Annotated in this window: 22 protein-coding genes; 18 read left to right on the forward strand and 4 right to left on the reverse strand. The window is 37.0% G+C overall.

Going from position 1 to position 21735, the window contains the following annotated elements:
- Positions 1–58: 58 nt before the first annotated feature.
- The 6 genes from DFQ12_RS15250 (at position 59) to DFQ12_RS15275 (ending at position 4155) form a co-directional block, all read left to right on the forward strand.
- Positions 59–817 (forward strand): MlaE family ABC transporter permease, encoded by a 759-nt coding sequence (locus DFQ12_RS15250; protein WP_077438387.1) that lies wholly within the window; start codon positions 59–61, stop codon positions 815–817.
- A gap of 6 nt (positions 818–823) precedes the next feature.
- The gene (locus DFQ12_RS15255) at positions 824–1597 is read left to right on the forward strand and encodes an ABC transporter ATP-binding protein (protein WP_120259906.1); all 774 of its coding nucleotides are present in this window, start codon (positions 824–826) and stop codon (positions 1595–1597) included.
- A 5-nt stretch (positions 1598–1602) separates the two neighbouring features.
- The gene (locus tag DFQ12_RS15260) at positions 1603–2607 is read left to right on the forward strand and encodes an MlaD family protein (RefSeq protein ID WP_120259907.1); all 1005 of its coding nucleotides are present in this window, start codon (positions 1603–1605) and stop codon (positions 2605–2607) included.
- A 117-nt stretch (positions 2608–2724) separates the two neighbouring features.
- Positions 2725–3426 (forward strand): RluA family pseudouridine synthase, encoded by a 702-nt coding sequence (locus DFQ12_RS15265; protein ID WP_120259908.1) that lies wholly within the window; start codon positions 2725–2727, stop codon positions 3424–3426.
- 27 nt (positions 3427–3453) lie between these two features.
- Complete coding sequence (locus DFQ12_RS15270) at positions 3454–3717, forward strand: hypothetical protein (protein WP_120259909.1); 264 nt, start codon at positions 3454–3456, stop codon at positions 3715–3717.
- A gap of 30 nt (positions 3718–3747) precedes the next feature.
- Positions 3748–4155, forward strand: coding sequence for a DUF983 domain-containing protein (locus tag DFQ12_RS15275; protein ID WP_244211757.1), 408 nt, complete (start codon positions 3748–3750; stop codon positions 4153–4155).
- 50 nt (positions 4156–4205) lie between these two features.
- On the opposite strand, the gene DFQ12_RS15280 is transcribed toward DFQ12_RS15275, so the two are convergent.
- Complete coding sequence (locus DFQ12_RS15280; protein ID WP_120259911.1) at positions 4206–4496, reverse strand: DUF4286 family protein; 291 nt, start codon at positions 4494–4496, stop codon at positions 4206–4208.
- Between the two features lie 138 nt (positions 4497–4634).
- On the opposite strand from DFQ12_RS15280, the gene DFQ12_RS15285 reads away from it, so the two are divergent.
- The 9 genes from DFQ12_RS15285 (at position 4635) to DFQ12_RS15325 (ending at position 13617) form a co-directional block, all read left to right on the forward strand.
- Positions 4635–6521 carry an alpha/beta hydrolase family protein gene (locus DFQ12_RS15285; RefSeq protein ID WP_120259912.1) on the forward strand — a complete coding sequence of 629 codons (1887 nt, stop codon included), beginning with the start codon at positions 4635–4637 and terminating at the stop codon, positions 6519–6521.
- Between the two features lie 9 nt (positions 6522–6530).
- Positions 6531–8189, forward strand: coding sequence for a sensor histidine kinase (locus DFQ12_RS15290; RefSeq protein ID WP_120259913.1), 1659 nt, complete (start codon positions 6531–6533; stop codon positions 8187–8189).
- Between the two features lie 15 nt (positions 8190–8204).
- Entirely contained in the window at positions 8205–8903 is a 699-nt protein-coding gene (locus DFQ12_RS15295; RefSeq protein WP_077438378.1) for a response regulator transcription factor, read from the forward strand.
- A 143-nt stretch (positions 8904–9046) separates the two neighbouring features.
- The gene (greA, locus tag DFQ12_RS15300) at positions 9047–9520 is read left to right on the forward strand and encodes a transcription elongation factor GreA (protein ID WP_108635709.1); all 474 of its coding nucleotides are present in this window, start codon (positions 9047–9049) and stop codon (positions 9518–9520) included.
- 284 nt (positions 9521–9804) lie between these two features.
- On the forward strand, positions 9805–10221 hold the full coding sequence (locus tag DFQ12_RS15305; protein WP_108635710.1) for an HIT family protein: 417 nt from the start codon (positions 9805–9807) through the stop codon (positions 10219–10221).
- 140 nt (positions 10222–10361) lie between these two features.
- Complete coding sequence (locus DFQ12_RS15310; RefSeq protein WP_120259914.1) at positions 10362–11012, forward strand: DedA family protein; 651 nt, start codon at positions 10362–10364, stop codon at positions 11010–11012.
- Between the two features lie 8 nt (positions 11013–11020).
- Positions 11021–11563, forward strand: a complete 543-nt coding sequence (locus tag DFQ12_RS15315) for an inorganic diphosphatase (RefSeq protein ID WP_120259915.1) — start codon at positions 11021–11023, stop codon at positions 11561–11563.
- Between the two features lie 8 nt (positions 11564–11571).
- The gene (locus DFQ12_RS15320) at positions 11572–12885 is read left to right on the forward strand and encodes a hemolysin family protein (protein WP_120259916.1); all 1314 of its coding nucleotides are present in this window, start codon (positions 11572–11574) and stop codon (positions 12883–12885) included.
- Positions 12886–12903: 18 nt separating this feature from the next.
- The gene (locus tag DFQ12_RS15325; protein WP_120259917.1) at positions 12904–13617 is read left to right on the forward strand and encodes a 16S rRNA (uracil(1498)-N(3))-methyltransferase; all 714 of its coding nucleotides are present in this window, start codon (positions 12904–12906) and stop codon (positions 13615–13617) included.
- 79 nt (positions 13618–13696) lie between these two features.
- Here DFQ12_RS15325 and DFQ12_RS15330 read toward each other — a convergent pair whose 3' ends face one another.
- The 3 genes from DFQ12_RS15330 to DFQ12_RS15340 all read right to left on the reverse strand — a co-directional run bounded on the left by DFQ12_RS15330 (position 13697) and on the right by DFQ12_RS15340 (position 16363).
- Positions 13697–14170, reverse strand: coding sequence for a hypothetical protein (locus DFQ12_RS15330; protein WP_120259918.1), 474 nt, complete (start codon positions 14168–14170; stop codon positions 13697–13699).
- A 107-nt stretch (positions 14171–14277) separates the two neighbouring features.
- Positions 14278–15675, reverse strand: a complete 1398-nt coding sequence (locus DFQ12_RS15335) for an ABC transporter permease (RefSeq protein ID WP_120259919.1) — start codon at positions 15673–15675, stop codon at positions 14278–14280.
- 46 nt (positions 15676–15721) lie between these two features.
- On the reverse strand, positions 15722–16363 hold the full coding sequence (locus tag DFQ12_RS15340) for an ABC transporter ATP-binding protein (protein WP_120259920.1): 642 nt from the start codon (positions 16361–16363) through the stop codon (positions 15722–15724).
- Positions 16364–16769: 406 nt separating this feature from the next.
- Between DFQ12_RS15340 and DFQ12_RS15345 the strand changes: the two genes are divergently transcribed.
- The 3 genes from DFQ12_RS15345 (at position 16770) to DFQ12_RS15355 (ending at position 21624) form a co-directional block, all read left to right on the forward strand.
- A complete protein-coding gene (locus tag DFQ12_RS15345) occupies positions 16770–19643 on the forward strand; it encodes a TonB-dependent receptor (protein WP_120259921.1) in 2874 nt (957 codons plus the stop codon).
- 67 nt (positions 19644–19710) lie between these two features.
- On the forward strand, positions 19711–21084 hold the full coding sequence (locus DFQ12_RS15350) for a hypothetical protein (RefSeq protein ID WP_120259922.1): 1374 nt from the start codon (positions 19711–19713) through the stop codon (positions 21082–21084).
- A 108-nt stretch (positions 21085–21192) separates the two neighbouring features.
- On the forward strand, positions 21193–21624 hold the full coding sequence (locus DFQ12_RS15355) for a hypothetical protein (protein ID WP_120259923.1): 432 nt from the start codon (positions 21193–21195) through the stop codon (positions 21622–21624).
- The last annotated feature ends 111 nt before the right edge of the window (positions 21625–21735 follow it).

Below are 21735 nucleotides of genomic sequence, written 5' to 3' on the forward strand. Positions count from 1 at the left end.
TTTGTTGAGCATATGAGGTGTTTTATGACACATTAATTTGACATAGACATATTTTTAAATGGCTAAAAAACTTCAGACTTTTTTTCTAGAATTCGCAAACATTCATCGTTTCTTATTACGATTTTGGCGCGAATTAGTAACTCCACCATATGAATTCAAAGAAATTATACGCCAATGCTATGAAATAGGCTATAAATCTTTGCCTTTGATCAGCTTAACCGGATTTATCGTTGGTTTTGTTTTTACGAAACAATCTCGTCCTTCGTTGGAAGAATTTGGTGCAACCTCCATGTTGCCATCGTTAATTTCAATTGCGATTGTTCGTGCCTTAGCACCCTTGGTAACTGCTTTGATTGCATCGGGTAAGGTGGGGTCGCAGATTGGGGCTGAATTAAGTTCGATGAATGTGACTGAGCAGATAGATGCAATGGAGGTGTCAGGTACTAATCCTTATAAATATTTGATTGTAAGTAGAATTTTAGCTACAACTATTGGTATTCCTGTGTTATGTTTTTATGTGGCGGGTATTGGCCTTTTAGGTGGTTACCTGAGTATGATGAGTAAAGATGACTTGAGTTTTTTGAGCTTTTTTACGCAGGTATTTGAAACAATTGCCTTCAAGGATTTAGGTGCTATGGTATTACGTGCTGTAATATTTGGCTTTACTATTGGGGCTGTAAGTTGCTATTGTGGTTATTTTTCCTCTAAAGGTACAGAAGGAGTAGGTAAGGCAGCCAATGCGGCCGTGGTTGCTTCGATGTTTCTTGTCTTTATTGAGGAGATCATTATTGTTCAGATTTTGTCGTTCTTTGGATAGTGGTATATGGAAAAGACTAAAGTAAATATAGATCATTCTCAATCAGTCATTGAAATCAGAAATGTGAGTAAATCTTTTGTGGATAACCATGTACTCAAGGAGGTTAACCTAGATTTATATAAAGAGGAAAATCTTGTTGTGTTAGGACGTTCGGGTACAGGTAAATCGGTTTTGATCAAGTTGATTTCGGGATTATTAAAACCTGATGAAGGAACAATTGATGTATTGGGTGAATCTGTCACGTCATTAAATGACCGAGAGTTGCGTGAATTACGATTAAAAATTGGTTTTTCTTTCCAGAATAGTGCACTCTATGATAGTATGACGGTTCGTGAAAATTTGGAGTTTCCATTGGTGAGAAATAAACGAAATCTCACACGATCTGAGATTAATCATGCTGTGGAGGAAGTGTTGGATGGTGTAGGTTTATCTCAGGCCATCAACCAAATGCCATCTGAATTGTCTGGAGGTCAACGTAAGCGGATTGGTATTGCGCGTACCTTGATCCTTCGGCCGGAGATCATGATGTATGATGAGCCTACAGCAGGTCTCGATCCGATCACTTGTTTGGATATCAATGGATTGATCAATGAGGTTCAGGAGCGGTATAAGACATCATCAATTATTATTACACATGATTTGGCCTGCGCGAAAGAAGTAGGTGATCGTATTGTAATGCTATTGGATGGTAAGTTTGAAAGACAGGGGTCTTTTGAAGAAATTTTTGATACAGATGACGCACGTGTTAAAGCGTTTTATAATTATAATTTTATTCTATAATATACATGAGTAAGGCAGAAAATAAAAGAGCAATCATTGTTGGTATTTTTGTTTTTTTAGGCGTATTGATTCTTTTGGCCGGGATTTTTATTTTGGGCAGTCAACAAAAGAAATTTACAAGAAACATCGAGATCGCGACTTCATTTCCTGATGTTGCGGGATTGAAAGTAGGAAGTAATGTTTGGTTTTCTGGGGTTAAGGTGGGGATCATTAAAAATATCCACTTTAAAAGTGTACAGGATGTCGAAGTTGTTTTAACTATTGAAGAGAAATCTGCGGAATATATTCGCAAAGATGCTGTCACAAAATTGGGCTCCGATGGATTGATTGGTAATAAAATTGTCGTTATTACTGGGGGGTCTCAAAATGCACCTACTGTGGAAACTGGTGATTTTTTAAGATCAGCGAAAACTGCAGACATGGAGGCCATGATGGAAACATTGCAAGTAAATAACGAAAACTTGGCTAAGATTACAACTGACTTTGTCGAGATATCACGTGGTTTGGCAGATGGTAAAGGCATGGTTGGGGCAATGTTGACCGATACTGCGATGGTGAATACGTTACGTGCGAGTTTACTTTCCATTAGTGCTGCAATGAATAATGCCAATAAAGCTTCTGCAAATTTGGTTACATTAACAAATTCGTTGAACAGCAATAAAGGGTTGATCCACGATCTGACTACCGATACGGCTATCTTTTCAAATTTGCGTCAGTCTGCAGCGCAGTTGCAGGGGGTATCACAGACTGCAAATGCATTGATCAATAACTTGAATAATGCCTCTAGTCGATTGAACGATAAAGACAATGCGGTTGGTGTCTTATTGAATGATCCCGCTTCAGCAAATCAAATTAAGTCAGCCATTAATAATTTGAATTCTAGTACTGAAAAGTTGGATGAAAATATGGAAGCTTTGCAACATAATTTCTTGTTACGAGGATTCTTTAAGAAAAAAATGAAAGAAAACGCTAAAAAAGCAGAAGCACTAAAGGCTGATAGTGTACAATAAGTTTTAGTAAGAAGATATGAAAAGGCTTTACGCTTGCGTAGGGCCTTTTTTTCGGTATTTCAATCCAATTATTTTAGATAATAACAGAGGTTTGTGTAACCTTTTAGTATAGAAGAAATGAATAAATCTGAAATTACAGATAAAGAGGTGATCTTTGAAGATAATCATCTGATAGCGATTAATAAAAAATCAGGCGATATTGTGCAGGTTGACGAAACTGGGGATCTTTCATTGGAGGATATGGTGAAGATCTATCTGAAAAAGAAATATGACAAGCCCAATGATGCTTATGTTGGTGTCATCCATCGTTTGGATAGGCCTGTCAGTGGCATGATTCTTTTCGCGAAGACAAGTAAAGCCCTCGAACGTATGAATAAGTTCTTTCAAGACCGGATGGTGAAAAAAACTTATTTTGCAATCGTACGGCAACGTCCACATAATGCCGAAGGTAAATTGATCAACTGGTTAATTCGAAATAGACAGACAAGAGTAACGAAAGCATTTCCGCGTGAAGTGAAAGGCGGTACCTACGCTGAATTGGACTATGCAATAGTGGGTGAATTAAATGGATTCTATCTATTGCGGGTCGAACCCCTAACAGGTCGTACACATCAGATACGAGCACAGTTGGCAGCAATGGGTTGTCCTATTGTTGGCGATAACAAATACGGGTATCCAAGAGGAAGTTCAATGGGAAGTATCTGTTTGCACTCACGGTCGTTAGCGTTTACACATCCCATAAAAAAAGAAAAGATGGAATTGGTAGCCTCATTGCCGCAAGATGGTTTTTGGGACAAATTTGAAGTATTGGTGGGCTAATCGCTAAATTTTCAGTAACTTTGGACTATGAAATGGTTTAAATATCTACTCGTAATATTTACCCTAAGCTGCTCGACAGTATCTATTTCTCAAGCACAATGTGCGATGTGTACATTGACTGCTGAGAATTCCACCAAAGATGGTAATATGCAAGGACGAGGGTTGAATGATGGAATCTTATTTTTATTGGTGATTCCCTATTTGGCAGCAGCAGGACTGGGGTATCTGTGGTATAAGAAATACCGTAAAAAGAATCCTCCAACCAAGAAATTTATTAACGAGATAAAGTAGACTCTGATGCCGACATCCAAATTTCACGCAATGATACATTCCAAATGTCCTAGATGTCATGTTGGAAAAGTCTTTGAAGGAAAGGTCTATAGCCTGCGGAAGCAGCAGATGAATGACGTTTGCCCGCATTGCGGTGTTAAATATGAGGTTGAGCCGGGCTATTTTTATGCGGCGATGTATGTCAGTTATGCTCTTTCTGTTGCTGAGATTGTATCTGTGTCTGTCGCTATTGCAATTTTGACCGGAAGTGAGTCTCCTTGGCTCTATTTGGTTGGCTTGGCGGTTACTATTTTCGTTTTTGCTCCCTTTAATTTTAGGTACGCGAGATTGATCCTATTACATTTCTTAACGCCTAAAATAAGTTATGATCCACGCTATGAATTAGCTTTGGAAATTGGTGAAAAGGATCATGAATCCAAGAAAAATAAGATGAATTAAGAATTTTAGTTTGTATACATACTTAAAAAAATAAAGAGCTCTAGAGCTCTTTATTTTTTTAAGTATTTCATTGTACTGTCGAAAAGGAAAACTTTGTCCTTGTACAGCTCTGAAATAAATTGTTGTAATGGTATCAAATGTACCTGTTGGAAGTCTGCAATATGTTCTTCAGAAGGTAAAACTACTTGGATGCAATAAGTCATTCCTTCATGGGGCGACTGGAGCATTTCAAGGAAATGCACTTGGAATTTTTGGGATTGCACGATATTATCCTGAATCCAAGAAACGATGTCATTGTGGATCGTTTCTTCTGCTATAACAGAGACATTGTATAAAAACATAAACAAAAATACGGTTTTATACGCTATTTTTGAATATTACGTTTAATTACTATATCTTGTAAAAATAAGGTTGCATTGACTGCAATTTGGTATTTAATTACAATATTTGAGTTAATTGATAAGGACGCATTTGGGATTATGAGGTTGCAATTTTGGACTGTTTTATTTTTTTGTGCATTGACTATGTTGGGATGCCAACAACATAAGGTTGATCCTATACCCATCAATCAATTCTTTTCCACACCTGAAAAATCAAATTTTAAGATTTCCCCTAATGGTCGGTTTATTGCCTATATCGGCATGGACAATCATTGCAAAAATATCTATTTGATTGATTTGAAGCATCAGGATAGCTCCAAGCAATTAACCTATCAGAATGATATCAATGTAAAATCTTTTGCCTGGAATAACGATTCTAAGATTTCTTTTTTGACAGAACAATCTTCCCAAGACAGTTTGCGTTTGTATGCTGTGGATATTAACACTGAAAAAATCTGGGCATTAATTAAGCCAGTTCGTGCGCGGTTTAGATGGATTCATTCGACGGTGTCTGGTGGAGAGGGTTTTGTTGCGGGGATTAATGATCGTGATTCCTCTTTTTTTGATCTATATCGTATTTATTTGGATGGTCGACCACGTGAATTGATCTTACAAAATCCAGGTAATATGAGCTCCTGGATTGCTTCCAATGATGGACAGATACGTTTGGCTATTGCAAACGATTCCGTACAACAATCTGTTCTTTTCCGTCCTTCTGAGAAAGAACCTTTCAAGGAGATCATACGTTGTGATGTAGAAAGCAGTTTCACTCCGCTGGGATATAAAGACAGTTCAAATAGTATTATCTATGCACTATCGAATATAAACCGTGATAAATTGGCCTTGGTGAGCTATGATCTAGTCAATGAAAGGGAACTGGGCGAGCTTTTTAGCCATAAAGAGGTTGACATGAGTCCAGGAGGTTATTTTCCGGAGCTAAATCGCTTGCTGTTTGTGAATTATACAACCTCAAGGCAAAGCAGACATTTTTTCGATGAGCAGACAAAGCGGAAATATGATGAATTGTCTAAGCAGATTGATGGTTTTGAATTCCAAGTTCTTAATACCGATGCTTCAGGCGAAAAAGTGATTATTAAAACCTATACAGATGTTAATCCTGGTGGAATTTATTTTTATGATTTTACCACAAAAAAACTGACCAAATTAGCCGATAATAATTCTGATCTTAAAGACAAGGAGTTGTCTCCAAATGAGTTTATTACTTATAAAGCGAGAGATGGGGTAGAGATATCCGGATACTTAACCTATCCAGTTCATTCCAATCGAAAAGATCTTCCAATGGTGGTGTTGCCACATGATGGACCAAATGGGCGTGAGGTGTGGGGCTTTGATAATGAGGCACAGTTTTTGGCAAACAGAGGATATTTGGTTTTTCAGATGAACTATAGAGGCTCGACAGGGTTCGGAAAAAAGTTTTGGACAGCAGGTTTTAAAGAATGGGGCGGAAAAATTCAAGATGACATTACTGATGGAGTGAAGTGGCTGATCAAAGAGGGGATAGCGGATAAGAATCGTGTCGCTATTGTCGGAAAGGGATTTGGGGGATACTCTGCGCTTCATGCTGCTTGTTTCAATTCGGATCTTTATAAATGCGCGGTTTCTTATTCGGGATATACAAACCTATTCACCTATTTTAGGGACATTCCACCTTATTTTAAATCTTATGTACAGAAGATGTATCAGATCGTTGGTAACCCTATCAGAGAGGCGGAGCTGTTTAAAAATATATCGCCTGTTTTTCATTCCGATAAAGTAAGGATCCCTGTGTTGTTGGTTCAAGGTGGAAAAGATCGGTTTAGTTCTGTGACGGATGCGAATCAATTTGTTCAAAAGTTAAAGAACAATAATGTTCCTGTACAGTATTTTCTAAAGGAAGATGAAGATAGGACCTTTAAAAAAGATGAGAATGTATTTGGCTATTATAATGAGCTGGAGCGGTTTTTGGCAAAATATCTAGCAGACTAGAGGCAGCATATGAAAGCAGAAAAATACAGCTATCGAAAAAATTACGGATTATTGTTGATGTTTTTTATCGTCATCAGTGGCCTTTATATTTTTGCGCTTTTTCTATCTAGAAATTATACTGAATCGCATATAAAAAATGAATTTACGAATAGAAAATCTGAAATTTTTGATCAGACTCTGATTCCTTTTAACGACTTTTTTCAAAATAGAATCCCCGAGGTGTCTTTTTACCAAGGTTTTCTGGATTCTGTACAAGCGGGAAAATATGCATATAGTATTTTAAGTTCTTATCCTTTTGTACGTGAAATAGGTTTTTTTGATCTGCAATTCAATAATGATCATAATCTGAACTATGGTTTTATCGTTAATAACCTGCGGATTCAACCCAAAACCATCACCTTTTTTACGGTGTCCCGATCGGGATTGAATAAAAATACAATTCTCGACCGTGCTCAAATGGGGCTGCATTCTGAGGAAATTAATAATATTGGGGTTAAACTTGCTACTTATATTGATAAGCTTCAGGCAAATGCGAAGCTTTCTGATAAGGATATTTTAAAGGTATTTTATACGATCAGGCCGGGGCAGATTACGTATTTAAATATACCCAGGGTTAATGATCTGATTGTTTATAAATCCATTATGGAAGGGAATCTGGATCATACTGTCGGTTATGAACAGGACATGTTCAACTTTCAGATTGACCCAATGTATTTGGAGGTGAAAAATAGCTATGCAAATCTTTACGAAAAGGTAGCGATTGTGCCATTGGTCGGCGCGCCAATTACACCTGAGGACGATGAAATTTCAACAGAAATGCCATTGCCCGGAGCTTTGGCTGATTATAAATTGCTTTTCAGATCGAGTAAAAGTTTTCTTTCGGCAGAAATAAATCGTAGTTTTTGGCCAGTATTAGGTGGCATTTCATTGATTTACATTATTTTAATAGCAATTCTATATTTAATTTATAGAAATTTAGAAATTAACGGAAGACTTTTTAAATTGCAATATGATTTTATCAACAATTTGACCCACGAGTTTAAAACACCTGTTAGTGTAATAAAAATTGCCGGGAATAATATTAAGAGTGCACAAATACTTTCCGACGAGGAAAGAAAAATGTATGGTAATATATTGGACCAGGAAGCTGATCGACTCAATAATTTAATGAATAAATTATTGTCTTTTAGCCAGATTGAAAATAAAACCATTAAATTAAACAAAGAAGAGGTTGATCTGGAGGAATTTACCGAAAATCTGGTTGCTTCTTCAAGAATAAAATATGCTGACTTTAAAATTAGCACAAAAATTGATGTAAGAACATCGATGCTGGCAGATCCAGTGTTATTGAGTAGCGTGTTTCAAAACATGATAGACAATGCCTATAAGTATTCGAAAGCGGGGCATAAAATCTTGGATATTACGATACAACAAAATAAGAAGAATTTTGTTATCACTTTTAAGGACGAAGGGATTGGGATAGAGAAGGCGGAGTTTAACAATATCTTCAAAAAGTTTTATAGAATAAAAAGTCAATATAATCAGCAAGGAAGTATTGGTTTAGGTTTGGCTTTCTGTAAGGAAATCACTGAGTTTATAGGTGGGGACATTACAGTCAAAAGTCAATTGGGGCAAGGCACTACCTTTACGTTGGTATTTCCGGTTTAAAAAATAAATTTAAATATGAATAAAGACATCACTGTTGCTGTTATTGAAGATGATGAGAACTTACGTTTCTTGGTAAAACATCGATTAGAATCTGAAGGCTATCAAGTCATCCAAAGCGGAAATGGGAATGAAGCAGAAAGTTTAATCTTGGAAAAGAGGCCCGATGTGGTCCTGTTAGATTGGATGCTCCCTGGAAAAGAAGGTAACGAGATCTGCGAAGATGTCCGTAAAGCAGGATTTGAGAATATCATTATTATGATGACTGCTAAATCCCAGGATGTGGACAAGATTGAGGCTTATAGCTTTGGTGTGACGGACTATATTAGTAAGCCGTTCAATATGGACGTGTTGATTGCTATGATAGATAATAAGGTGAAGTTTTTTCTTCCTAAAAATAGTCCAGAGATCTACAAGTTTGGGCAGACAGAGCACCATCCGAATATCCATTCATTAATACGCGATGGTAAAAAGGTTGAGTTAACTATTCTGGAAAACAGGATTTTATTGCATTTTCTTCAAAATTTGGGTCGGGAGATTACACGTGAGGAATTGATGGAAGTGGTATGGGGCTATAGTTCAAATGTAAATACACGTACGTTGGATATGCACGTTGTGCGTCTGCGGAAAAAGATCGAAACAAACCCTGATAAACCACATTATCTGCAAACGGTGAGAGGGTTGGGTTATAAATTTGTTGACGAAGAGGAGATTTGATTATATTTGATAGATAAGAATTTGTTTTGTTGAAAACAATTATTATCTTCGTATAGATTGAAAGCGAGACCATGTTTCCCGACGAGGGTAATATGGTCTTGTTTCTTTTTTAAAATGTAGAAAATAAGAAAAAAGATAAAATTATGGCAGAAGTAACTTATTTTACGGAAGAAGGATTGCGTAAGCTGAAAGAGGAACTAGCTTATCTGAAGACGGAAGGAAGATCTAAAATTGCCAATGCAATTGCAGAGGCTAGGGACAAAGGTGATTTGTCTGAAAATGCGGAGTATGATGCTGCTAAAGAAGCGCAGGGGCTTCATGAAGCTAAAATTGCCAATTTGGAAAACACATTGGCTACAGCTCGCTTGATTGATGAATCCAAATTGGATACATCGAAAGTATTGGCTTTGTCAATTGTTAAGATCAAAAATAAAAAAAATGGAGCTGTGATGACTTATCAATTGGTTGCTGAGTCTGAAGCAGATCTTAAATTAGGTAAGATCTCTGTTAAGTCACCAATAGCGCAAGGGTTATTGGGTAAATCGAAAGGTGATACTGCAGAGATTGAAGTGCCTGCAGGTAAGATCGAATTTGAAATTGTAGAAATTTCGAGATAATATATGTCGGTTATGTGCGGTACGCCATAACCGCACATCCACAAATTAACTTTATATTAAGAAGGTCGGGTTCTAGCAATCGCGACCTTTTTTGTTTATATTTGTTGTGAACATCATATGTATGTTACTTATGGTCGTTTTTATAAAATGTATTTAGATAGGAAATATTAGACATTAGACTTTCCTTATGCAAGCCGATGGCTGGTACAACCCGAAGTCTCAATACCCAATACTAATATCTCAAAACGTTATTACAAAAAGAATTTATTCCAATATAGAATAATATGTCAACAATTTTTTCAAAAATCGTTGCTGGAGAGATTCCAGCTTACAAAGTTGCAGAAAGTAATGATTTTCTAGCCTTCTTGGATATCAGTCCTTTGGCAAAAGGTCATGTACTGGTTATCCCGAAGAAAGAAACAGATTACATTTTTGATATCGAAGATGATGAATACATGGCGCTTTGGGTATTTGCGAAAATTGTTGCACAAGGGATAAAAAAGGTAATTCCATGTGTTAAGGTTGGTGTGGCCGTCGTAGGATTGGAGGTCGCGCATGCACATATCCATCTTGTTCCGATCAATAAAATAAGTGACCTAAATTTTGCTGGGCCTAAGTTAAGTCTAGGTGAAGACGAGCTTCATCAGATTGCTGAGACTATCCGTGAGTCCATTATTAGCATAACTGCACAAAATCAATAACAAGATTATATTACACTTGATTTACTTTCGTTTTTTAGAAGAATACTATATTTGTACTTTGTTGTTTTAAAATTGTACAGGGATAAAAGTAGGTTTGGATTCTAAAATGAAGAAAACAACATTGATTTTTACTGAAAGTTATGCATGAACTTTTGTTGTCATTTCAACAGCTAATGAATCCCGAAGAACTTTTAAGTTCGGGAGGGTTTTATTTAGTTATTTTAATCGTATTTGCCGAAACAGGTCTGTTTTTTGGTTTTTTTCTACCCGGCGATTATTTATTATTTTTAGCAGGATTGTTTTGTGCTCTCAATAAGATTGACGTGAGTATTTACACGCTTTGTTTGGGCTTGTTGGGGGCAGGAATATTGGGCAATTTTACAGGTTATTGGTTCGGTTATCGAGCCGGCCCCATGTTATTTAAGCGAAAGGATAGCATCATCTTTAAGCGGAAATATGTGGTGATGGCGGAAGAATTTTACCATAAATATGGAGGAACAGCATTAATTATAGGTAGATTTGTCCCAATAGTTCGTACTTTTGCTCCTATCTTTGCGGGTGTTGTAAAATTAGATTTCAAAAAATTCGTTTTATATAACGTCAGTGGAGCTTTAATATGGGTCTTGGTATTGACTCTTTCCGGTTATTTCTTGGGGATGGAGTTCCCATGGATTATCCATTATGTTGAATATGTTGTCGTTGGGATGATCGTGGTCGCATTTTTGCCTATTGCAATTACTTTGCTTAAAAAGCGAATAAAAGACAAAAGAAACAAACAAAATATACAGTAAAATAAAAAATGAGTAAACAAAACCCTTGGCACATGGTTTCTCCAGGTGAGAATGTGCCAAATGCCGTAAACGCTATCATTGAGATTACAAACGGATCCAAAGGAAAGTACGAATTAGACAAAGAAACAGGTTTGTTGCTTTTGGACAGAGTAATGAGTTCATCTGTTGTCTATCCTGCCAATTATGGTTTTATTCCACAGACTTATTGCGATGACAAAGATCCTTTGGATATTTTGGTGATTTGCTCGGTTGATATCTTACCTTTAACATTGGTGGAAGCGCAAGTTATTGGTGTAATGAATATGGTTGATGGTGGCGAGCAAGATGATAAAATCATTGCTGTTGCCAAAAATGATCCTGTATTCAATTACATTAAAGACATTGAACAATTGCCGCCACACACAATGAAGGAAATTGTACAATTCTTTGAAAGCTACAAAGCTTTAGAAAAGAAACACGTTATCGTAGAAGGGGTGAAAGGACGTGAAGAAGCACAAAGAATCTTGATAGAAGCTATTGAGTTGTACAAAACAGAATTTGTTAACAAATAACCCCCAGCATGGCGCTCGATATTTTTTGGACATTGTTTTTAGTATTGGCCAACGGTTTTTTCGTTGCAGCTGAGTTTGCTATTGTCAAAGTCCGAGTCTCCCAAATTGAAGTTCAGGCGAAAACAGGTAGCAAAGTTGCTACAATTGCCAAAAGTATAACGGAGCATTTGGATGGTTATTTGGCCGCTACACAATTGGGTATTACACTTTCTTCTCTGGCTTTAGGTTGGGTAGGGGAAGCTGTAATGACCCAGATTGTGCAGGGCGCATTGGGTTTCTTTGGTGTTGAATTGACCGGTAGCATAGCAACGAAAGCCGGACATGTGTTAGCCTTTGCGATCATTACCGTATTGCATATTGTTTTTGGTGAGTTAGCTCCCAAGTCAATTGCAATTCAAAAACCCGTTGCTACAACAATGAAGATTGCGGTCCCACTGCAATTTTTCTATTTTATCTTTAGACCCTTTATTTGGATCTTGAACGGTTTTGCTAATTTTCTGCTTAAAATTTTAGGATTTGAAGTAACAAAAGGTGAATCTGCCCATTCTTCTGAGGAATTACAATACCTTTTAGATAAAGGAAAAGAATCCGGAGCATTGGATATTTCTGAGCATGAGTTGATCAAAAACGTCTTCGATTTTAACGAACGTATCGTAAAGAATATTATGGTACCGAGGACTAAGATTGTCGCTGTTGAGGTGACCGCAGATGCATCTGAATTGATTGAGACGATGACCGAGGAGGGCTATTCACGTATTCCGATCTACGAGGATAATATCGATCAGATTGTTGGTATTGTGCATACGAAGGATATTCTTCCGCTTTTGGCTAAAGGCAAAGAAGTGGTGATGAAAAACATCATGCGTAAACCATACTTTATTCCTGAAACCAAAAAAATCAATGATTTGATGGCTGAGTTTCAGCAACGACGCCTTCAATTGGCTATTGTGCTGGATGAATTTGGAGGTACAGCAGGGATGGCTACCTTGGAGGATATCGTGGAGGAGTTGGTAGGTGAGATCCAAGATGAGTATGATGAGGAAACACCTGTTGTCGAACGTATCTCTGAAACAGAGTATATGGTAGATGCGGGAGCTAGCATTCATGATGTGAATGAGTTTCTTCCGATCGAATTACCAGCAAGCCAGGATTACGATACCATGGCTGGATTGGTCAGTGAAATCTTTGATAAAATTCCTGAGGTAGGTGAGCGGAAACAAGAATATGGTTATGTATTTACAATTATCCGCAAAGCCCAACAGAATATTGAATTTGTCAAACTGGAATTGGTCGAGTCTGCTGACGATGATGTAGCGGAATAAGGCCACAATGAACAGTACATGCAGTTATTTTTTACACCGGAATTAAATCCTTCTTTAGAAAATTTTATCCTCTCTGAGGAAGAAAGCAAACATGCTATTCGTGTGCTTCGCATGAATACGGGAGATCGTTTATATTTAATAGACGGTCGGGGCGGGCTGTACAAAGCTGAGATTATAGATCCACATCCGAAACGTACTGTACTTCGCATTTTAAGTATCAAGGAGAACTACCAACAGCCAAACTATCATTTGCATATTGCTGTTGGACCGACCAAGAATATAGATCGTATTGAGTGGTTTTTGGAGAAAGCTACCGAAGTGGGGATTCAAGAGATTACACCTATTATCTGTGAACATTCAGAACGCAAGGAAGTAAAGTTGGATCGCTTGAATAAAGTCATTGTATCAGCCATGAAGCAATCTTTAAAAGCGTATTTACCTCAATTGAATCCCGCTGTATCGTTTAAACAGTTTATAAAGGATATTCCGAAGGACGGTACCCAAAAAGCGATTGCGCACTGTGTTGATTCCGATAAGAAATATTTAAACCAAATAGTTGAAGCGGGACAGCATTATATTATTTTGATAGGCCCAGAAGGTGATTTTTCAGCAGAGGAAATTGATTTGGCTTTAGCGGCGGGCTTTCAACCGATATCCCTTGGGGATGCACGTTTACGTACGGAGACAGCAGCTTTGGCAGCTTGTCTTGAGACCTCACTAATCAATAGATAAATCTTTGCGATAAAAGATCAATGTGAACCTAATCTATTTCGGATAGACAAGATTCAGCATTGATGATATGCTGTTTCTATTATTTTGCAAGCTCAGCATCTATGATCTGGATTTCGGAGTTTCCTTTAAGAGGATCCTTTGTAAAAACCATCTTTCCTTTTAGTTTGATAGGATCTTCGGAGAATTTAATTGCCCCACCCTTTAAGGTTACTTCTACCATGGGCGGGATTCCGTTGGAACCACAAAACTGACACTGCATAACAGGTAGGACTGACATCATAAAGTTCTTGTGATTACGTCCACTATGTAGCGGGACCATATAGCCAGGTAATTCGACCACTTTGTTTTCAAGCGCTTTGAGCTCTTTTGGATAAAAAGGAGTATAGACCTTTTTCGCCCCATTATAAGTTACTTTGTAAGCCATTTTATCAATAGCATCCCATGTTTTGTTCATCATGGGGGTATGGTCAGGTACATCGGGATTATTACCAATCTGTGCTTGTACTTGTATGACGAAGCATATAAATGCGAATGCTGTAATAATTGTTTTCATTATTTTAGTATTGAGTATTGAGATTTTGATGACGCAAATTTAAGATTTACCTCGTATATGTTATTCGTACGCTTTTACCCCAATTGTCCATTTATTCTATTTTTAACCTATTTGTTCGACAAAGTTCCTGATATACTTGTCTTATAAGCCTTGATTGCAGGAATCAAAGCGGCTAGAACGCCAATGAGACAAGCTACTAACAAAAATACCAATTCTTTTGGATGTAACTTAAAAGCTTCGATAAAATCCGCGCTTTGGCTTGTTTGGTTGCTGATATAATACAATGCCAAATGTGCCAATAGCAAACCTATCAGTCCACCGACAATTGTTATGGTCAAACCTTCGAGCAGGACAATGTTGAATAATTTGCCCTTAGAGGCACCGAGTGTACGCATAATAGCAAGATCATATTTACGTTGTTTCAGTGCATTATAGAGATTAATAAACACGCTCAGCCCCGCAATGAACATAATGACATAGGCAAGGATGGCTAATGAGTCTATTCCTACACCTAGGAGTGAAAACAGACGTGTACTTTCCATTGCTGGAGAAGCGGCCTGCATATCTGTTTGTTGATCGATCATTTTGGGCAGTATACCAATAGCTGCAGCTGACTGATATTTTACTAAGATAGCCGTTATTTCCAGTCCGTTTTGTTTAACCATATCGGCTCCAATAGATTTGACAAATACACCTTCCTCTTCATGATCATGGTCGTGATCTGCGTGATCGTGATGCTCTTTTTCTTCGGTTGTAGTCTGAACTGAAGAATTTTCCGGGAGGTCTTCGCCGTGGTGATGTTGGTGTGCTTTGACCGTCTCTTGCCTATCTTCTTCGCGTTCACGTTGTTCTTTTTGTGCCGGAGTTTCCTGGTCGTTGTGTGCATGTGCAATACCATGCACATCCCAAACGCTCTCAAGGTTGGTCAATATGAGGTTGTCCGTTACGTTGTTATTTTGCTTTAGAATACCGACGATTGTAAAAGGGTGTTCGTCATGGCTATGACCATCTTTGCTCAGTCCATGTGAGCTGTTGATTTGGTCGCCTAGTTTAAAGTGGTGTTTTTTTGCGACCTGCTCACCAATAACAACTTCAAAGTTTTTTTGCCAAATGCGCCCTTCGTTTATTTTAGTATCGTAAATCGTCAGAAAAGAAGAATCTGTTCCCACGATACGGTGTCCTTTAAAATTATCGCCCAGGGATAGCGGAACCGCCAATTGGACAAGAGGATTCTGGCGGAGCGGTTCGAGTTCATCTAAGGGGATATTTCCTGTTGGATTGTCGATATGATATACGCTGGACAAGATCAATTGGAGTGGACTACCTTTGGCTCCGATGACAAGGTCAATGTTCTTACTGTTGTTGTCGAGTTGCTTTTCAAATGTTTCACCTGTGATGGAGAGCACTGCCAGTATGGAAATTCCAAAAGCTGTCAGTAAGATACTCAAAAAGACAGAACCAAACTGTTTACTTAAATTTTTCCAAACCAACTGTATCGTGTTCATAGCAAATGTTGAATAAAAAAGGGTGAGAGATATGGGCTGTAAGCAATTATTTTAAGAGATACATTTTTGAAAATTGATCCTTGATCCGTTTATCGTGTGTTGTGATCAACAACGTTGAGCCAGCGGTATCTGCAATGCCCAAAAGAAGTTCTAATACACGATTTGTATTATTATCATCTAAAGCGGCTGTAGGTTCATCCGCAATGAGTAGTGCCGGTTTATTAATGACACTACGTGCAATCGCGGCACGTTGCAATTGACCACGGCTCAGTTCGTTTGGATAGGCCGCGGTTTTGTGGTCCAACTGCAATTGTTTCAATACCTGATGAATCTCATCTATATTGACTTTTTTTCCAGCCAGCGACTGTGCCAATTTGATGTTTTCTAGCAAGGTTAAATTTTTGAGAAGGTGAGCTTCCTGGAAGATAAACCCAATATATTGCGATCTGAATTTATCTAGTTTGCTATTTGATAATAGCGAAAGATCTTGACCATTAATTTTAACATGACCGGTATCAGGTCGGGATAAGCCACCTAACATATTCAGTAAGGTTGTTTTACCTGTACCTGAATCTCCCAATAGTAGTGTATGTTGTCCTTTCTCGATATGGATGTCAGGAAATTCGATGCTTTTTGCATTGGTATATCGGAATGTTAGCTGCTCAGTAGATACGATCGGATTGCTCATATGCTCAAAAATTGAAAATATATTCAAACTTAGAGAAATTGCTTTGCATATGCAATATTATTGCAATAATAAGATCATTCTTGCTTCTAAACAATAATATGAACGAATATCTATTCTTATCGAGTTACAATGATATATATAAGTAAATGTACTAAAACCTAAAACCGACCTTTATATGTTAATAACTTTTCGACTTAATAATTTTATTACACTTCATTAATATCATCTCATCGAAATGATGGGATAATCGCTCAAATCCTGCTTCAGGTGGGTTTTTGTCCAAAATCTTAATTTAAAATTCCCAAGGTAACATTAAATTAACAAGTGGTTTACGTAATGGTAATTCGTTGTTAATGTTAATATAATATTCTGCCAATAGCTTTGCAGAAACAAAAAACAAAATAAATTGGAACCACAATTACAACTTAAAAGAATCGCTGCTGCCATTACGTTCGTCGTAGCTGCGTCAACAACAGTTTATGCACAAGGGAGTGGGAAGGTTGCAGGTAAAGTTACAAATGTCAAAACAGGAGAGACCATCGCGGGGGTGACGGTAAAGGTTCTTGGCACAGCACGTGTAGGAAGTTCGGATGTAACAGGTAATTATAATATTCCTGCAGTACCAGCAGGAAAGTACACATTGGAATTTAGCTATTTGGGTTTTGCAACAAAGCAAATCACTGATGTAGAGATTAAAGATAAGGATGTTACGAATTTAGATGTGGTTCTTGACAACTCCGAGGGTAAAGTACTCGATCAGGTTGTAATTACTGGTACATTTAAAAAGGAATCGATAGGTGCGTTGTATGCACAACAGAAGAATAGTATTTCAATTTCAGATGGTATTTCAGCTGAAGTAATCAAGAAAACACCAGATAAAAATACGGGTGAAGTATTAAAGCGTGTTAGTGGTGCAAGTGTTCAGGATAATAAATTTATTATTATCCGCGGACTAAGTGATCGTTATAATTCAGCATTGCTAAATAATAGTCCGTTGCCAAGTACGGAATCAGATCGTAAAGCATTTTCATTTGATATTATTCCTTCTTCACTGATCGATAATATTGTTATTAGTAAAACGGCAAGCGCTGATTTACCAGGAGATTTAACAGGAGGCGCTATAAATGTAAAAACAAAAGACTTTCCTGACAGAAAATCTTTTGAAGTATCTGTTGGTCTTGGGTATAATTCTTTGAGTACTTTTAAAGATTTTTATGGAAATAAGAGAACAGTTGGGAATTATTTTGCGACGTTGAATCCTGATAATAAACTGCCAAATAATTTTCCAGGGTCTTTTCAAGAATACTCCAATCTGAATCTTAGTGATAAAGTAAATTATAGTAAACAATTTAAAAATACTTGGGTAACTGAAAAACTTGGAAAAGTACTACCGGCTCAAAATGCGCAGGTTACGTTTGGTAATTCCTACCTACTTAGAAATGAAGGCAAATTAGGTATTATCGGATCCTTATCCTACCGTAATTCTGAAACAATTTCACCAGAAGTAAGAAATGACTTTAATACGTTGGATCAGGGGAAGGATCTTAAAATCTTTAGTTACAATGATACATATTATCGATTCAATTCTAATGTAGGAGCGTTAGGCAATATATCATATATTAAAAATGATCTTAAGCTATCCTTTAAGAACATCTTTAATCAAGGTTTAGAACAATCTTATACTCAGCGAGAAGGATGGGCTGATGATGGGACGAAAGAGCTTAGAAAGGTTACCTTACTTGAAACAATTCAGAAACGGATGTTTAACTCTGTTTTTGACGGTGAATATCTACTTAACAGCGATAAGCAATCAAAATTATCTTGGAACCTTTCCTATAGTAATGTTAATGTCGATCAGCCAGATTTGAGAAGAACGATCTATGGGAAAAAGGAAAACAGCGGTGCTGATGCCCCTTATGTTATAAGTGTGGGAACAAGCCCAACACCAACAGGTGCAGGACGATTTTATAGTACATTAAATGAAAATATTTATGGAGGGGCTGTAAACTGGTCTATATCGACAAAATTTTTAGGCCAGGAGCAAACCTTAAAAACAGGTGTGTTAAAGCAAAATAAAAAACGGACAGTTGATGCAAGAGTCTTAGCTTATAAAGATTTAAGCGAAACCACGGCTGATCAAAGAAAGCTTTTGTCTATGCCGTTAAATACTATTTTTGCTCCTGAAAATATTTCTAGCACAACCCTAATATTAGAGGATATTACGAACCCAGATAATTATTATGAAGGAACTGGTGACTTGAATGCTGCTTTTGCGATGCTTTCGGGAAAAGTCACTGAAAAGTTGAAAGCTAGTTTAGGTGTTCGTTATGAAAATTATAAGGAAAAATTGCTTACTGGCGCATTAAATTCTAGTGAGGAAAACAACGTAAATAATACCTATAATGATTTCTTGCCATCACTTAACTTAACATATGAACTAAATTCAAAAACCAATTTGAGATTTAGTTTCTCCAACACCTTAGCGAGAGCACAATTTCGTGAATTAGCATCTTTTTCTTTTTATGACTTTGTGACTGGTATTACAAAAAAAGGAAATCCAGATGTTAAAAGAACAAGAATTTCAAATTTTGATTTGCGCTACGAGTTTTATCCAAGCCTCGGAAAGTTGATCTCTGTTTCTGCATTTTATAAAGATTTGAAAGATCCGATTGAATCAAATATTATTTCAGGATCTTCTCCAGCGAGTAAATTGATGTCTTTCACTAATGCTCCAAAAGCCTATATACTCGGAGGAGAAATTGAGATCCGTCATGATTTTGGATTTATTGATCCAGACGTAGAATTCTTCAAAAATTTGGTTTTTAGTACAAATGCGGCGATTATGAAGTCAGAGGTGAATTTCGAAGGCTCTCAATCGACTATGGAAAATAAAAGATCATTATATGGACAATCACCGTTCTTATTGAATTTAGGTCTACAATATTCATCTGATCGCCTTTTTGACGCGAATTTGTTCTTTAATCGTATTGGTCGTAGAATAGATATAGTAGGATTTGGACGCTATGAGAATGGAAATTTTATAAGCGAATATCCTGATATCTTTGAAGCCCCAAGAAGTGTTTTGGATTTCCAGCTTTCCAAAAAATTTGCTGCTAAAAAAGCTGAGTTAAAATTAAATGTTGGAAATATATTGGATAGTAAATCTATTTTCTATCAAGATGTAGACAAAAGTGGAAAGTATAATGAAGCGGGGGATCGCTTAATAAATTCTATTCAGTATGGTAGAAATGTATCTCTTTCATTTGGTTATAGATTTTAAAGATTAAATAAATATTAGTTAACATTAAGGTTACACTTGGCGCGTAGCTTTGAAAAAAAAACAAATTATGAAATTAAACATGAGTTCAAAATGGTTTGCATTAGCTTTAGTAGCGACCTCAATGAGTATTGCCAGCTGCAGTAAGTCAGATCCAAACCCAGTTGACCCTAATCCTAATCCAGGAAATGGAGATGTAGAAGTAATTGAAGGAAAAATTACGAGTAACAAAGTTTTAAGTGCTTCAAAAACATATTTGCTAAAAGGATATGTACAAGTAATGGATGGTGCGACCTTAGAAATACCTGCAGGCACTATCATAAAAGGAGAGAAAGCAACAAAAGCCGCTCTGATTGTTGAAAAAGGCGGTAAACTAAAAGCAAATGGTACTGCTGATAAGCCGATTGTATTTACTTCGGACCAGACAGCGGGTAATAGAAATATAGGTGATTGGTCAGGTATTATTATATGTGGTAAATCAACAGTGAATTCTGCTGATGGAACTTCTCAATATGAGAGCGGTGTATTAGGCGCAAATGTTGCAACTTATGGCGGTGGAACAAATCCTGTGTTAAATGATAATTCAGGAGAATTGACTTATGCACGGATTGAATTTGCTGGAAATGCAATTCAGACGGATAAGGAAATTAATGGATTGACCTTATGTGCTGTAGGCTCTGAGACTAAGATCCATCACATTCAGGTATCTTATGGTGGGGATGATGCTTTCGAATTTTTCGGCGGTACAGTAAACGCTACGCACCTTATTGCGTACAGAAGTACAGATGATGATTTTGATTTTGATCAAGGTTACTCAGGTAAAATCCAGTATGGAATTTCCATTAAAGATCCTATTATCTCAGATGGAGCGGGAACTTCACGCGGTATTGAATTGGAAAATAAGGCTGCTGTGGCAAATAGTCTGTATTCGAAACCCGTATTGTCAAATTTCACTTTTATTGGTCCTGGAACCGAAGGAAATGATAAACACGGTGCCTCGGTACACTTTGGATTAAATAGCCGTATGGTATTGGCTAATTCAATAATTGTCGGAGCAAAAACAAATGCGATAGAATTTAATTCTGATTTTCCAGCGGCGGAACTAAAAGCAGGTCGATCTATCTTATCTAACAATATGGTATTTGGAACGGCTGCAAATTATTCCTTGAAAGATGTTACGTCTTTTGGATCGGTAGCCGATTTGACGGGTTATTTAAATGGATTTGGTGATTTCACTGTTGCAAATGTAGCTGCAGCTGGTCTTACCAGTACAAGCATTTCAGCGCCAAACCTTCTATTGAAGTCTGATTCACCAGCATTAGGAAAAGCTAAGTATGAAGGTGATTTAGCTTCTTTTACCAAAGAAACTTTTATTGGTGCTATGGGTACAACAGACTGGACAAAAGGATGGGCTAGTTGGGATCCTAAAAACAATAAATACTAGAATAATTATAGTTTAGTAAAATAGAAAATCCTGCCTCGAGCAGGATTTTTTTTGTCGCATTTTGAGCGAATATTTCGTTATATAGTCAAATAATATAAGCTTTAAATTATGAGAAAAACGATCTATTTATTTGTGTTAAGCATTTTCCTGTTTCTTGGGTGCAAAAAGTCTGATGATAAATCTGATATTGAACCTGATGGACTTAAAATAGAAATAAAGGGAATTTCTGGATGGGGTGATGTTGTAAATATCGTTATTGATAAGAATAAGACTGAAATTAAGTATCCAAAAAGTCTTGTTCCGGAAGCTAAAAGAGATAAAGTTTATAAAACAAGTGAGGCCACATTAAAACAGTTGTCAACCTATATTGATACATATAAGTTGATAGATGCGAACATACAGGAATGTGCGCGTTGTGCTGATGGAACGGATTATGTGATCACAATAAAATACGAAGGTAGGGTGAACACGGTTACTATTGCAGCTCAGCGTACAGATGGTAAATATGCCGATCTATTGAATTTTATTGATAAACTTTAGTAACTAAGCGTTCTTATTAGTTTGTTTTACAAACCTTAAATAAAAATCGAAGAACTTAGTATTATTGGTTTTCGCTACAATTTACACTGTTTGTAGCTTTCGGAACAGTAT

This window comes from Sphingobacterium detergens (assembly GCF_003610355.1).
In the GTDB taxonomy this organism is placed as follows: Bacteria; Bacteroidota; Bacteroidia; order Sphingobacteriales; family Sphingobacteriaceae; genus Sphingobacterium; species Sphingobacterium detergens.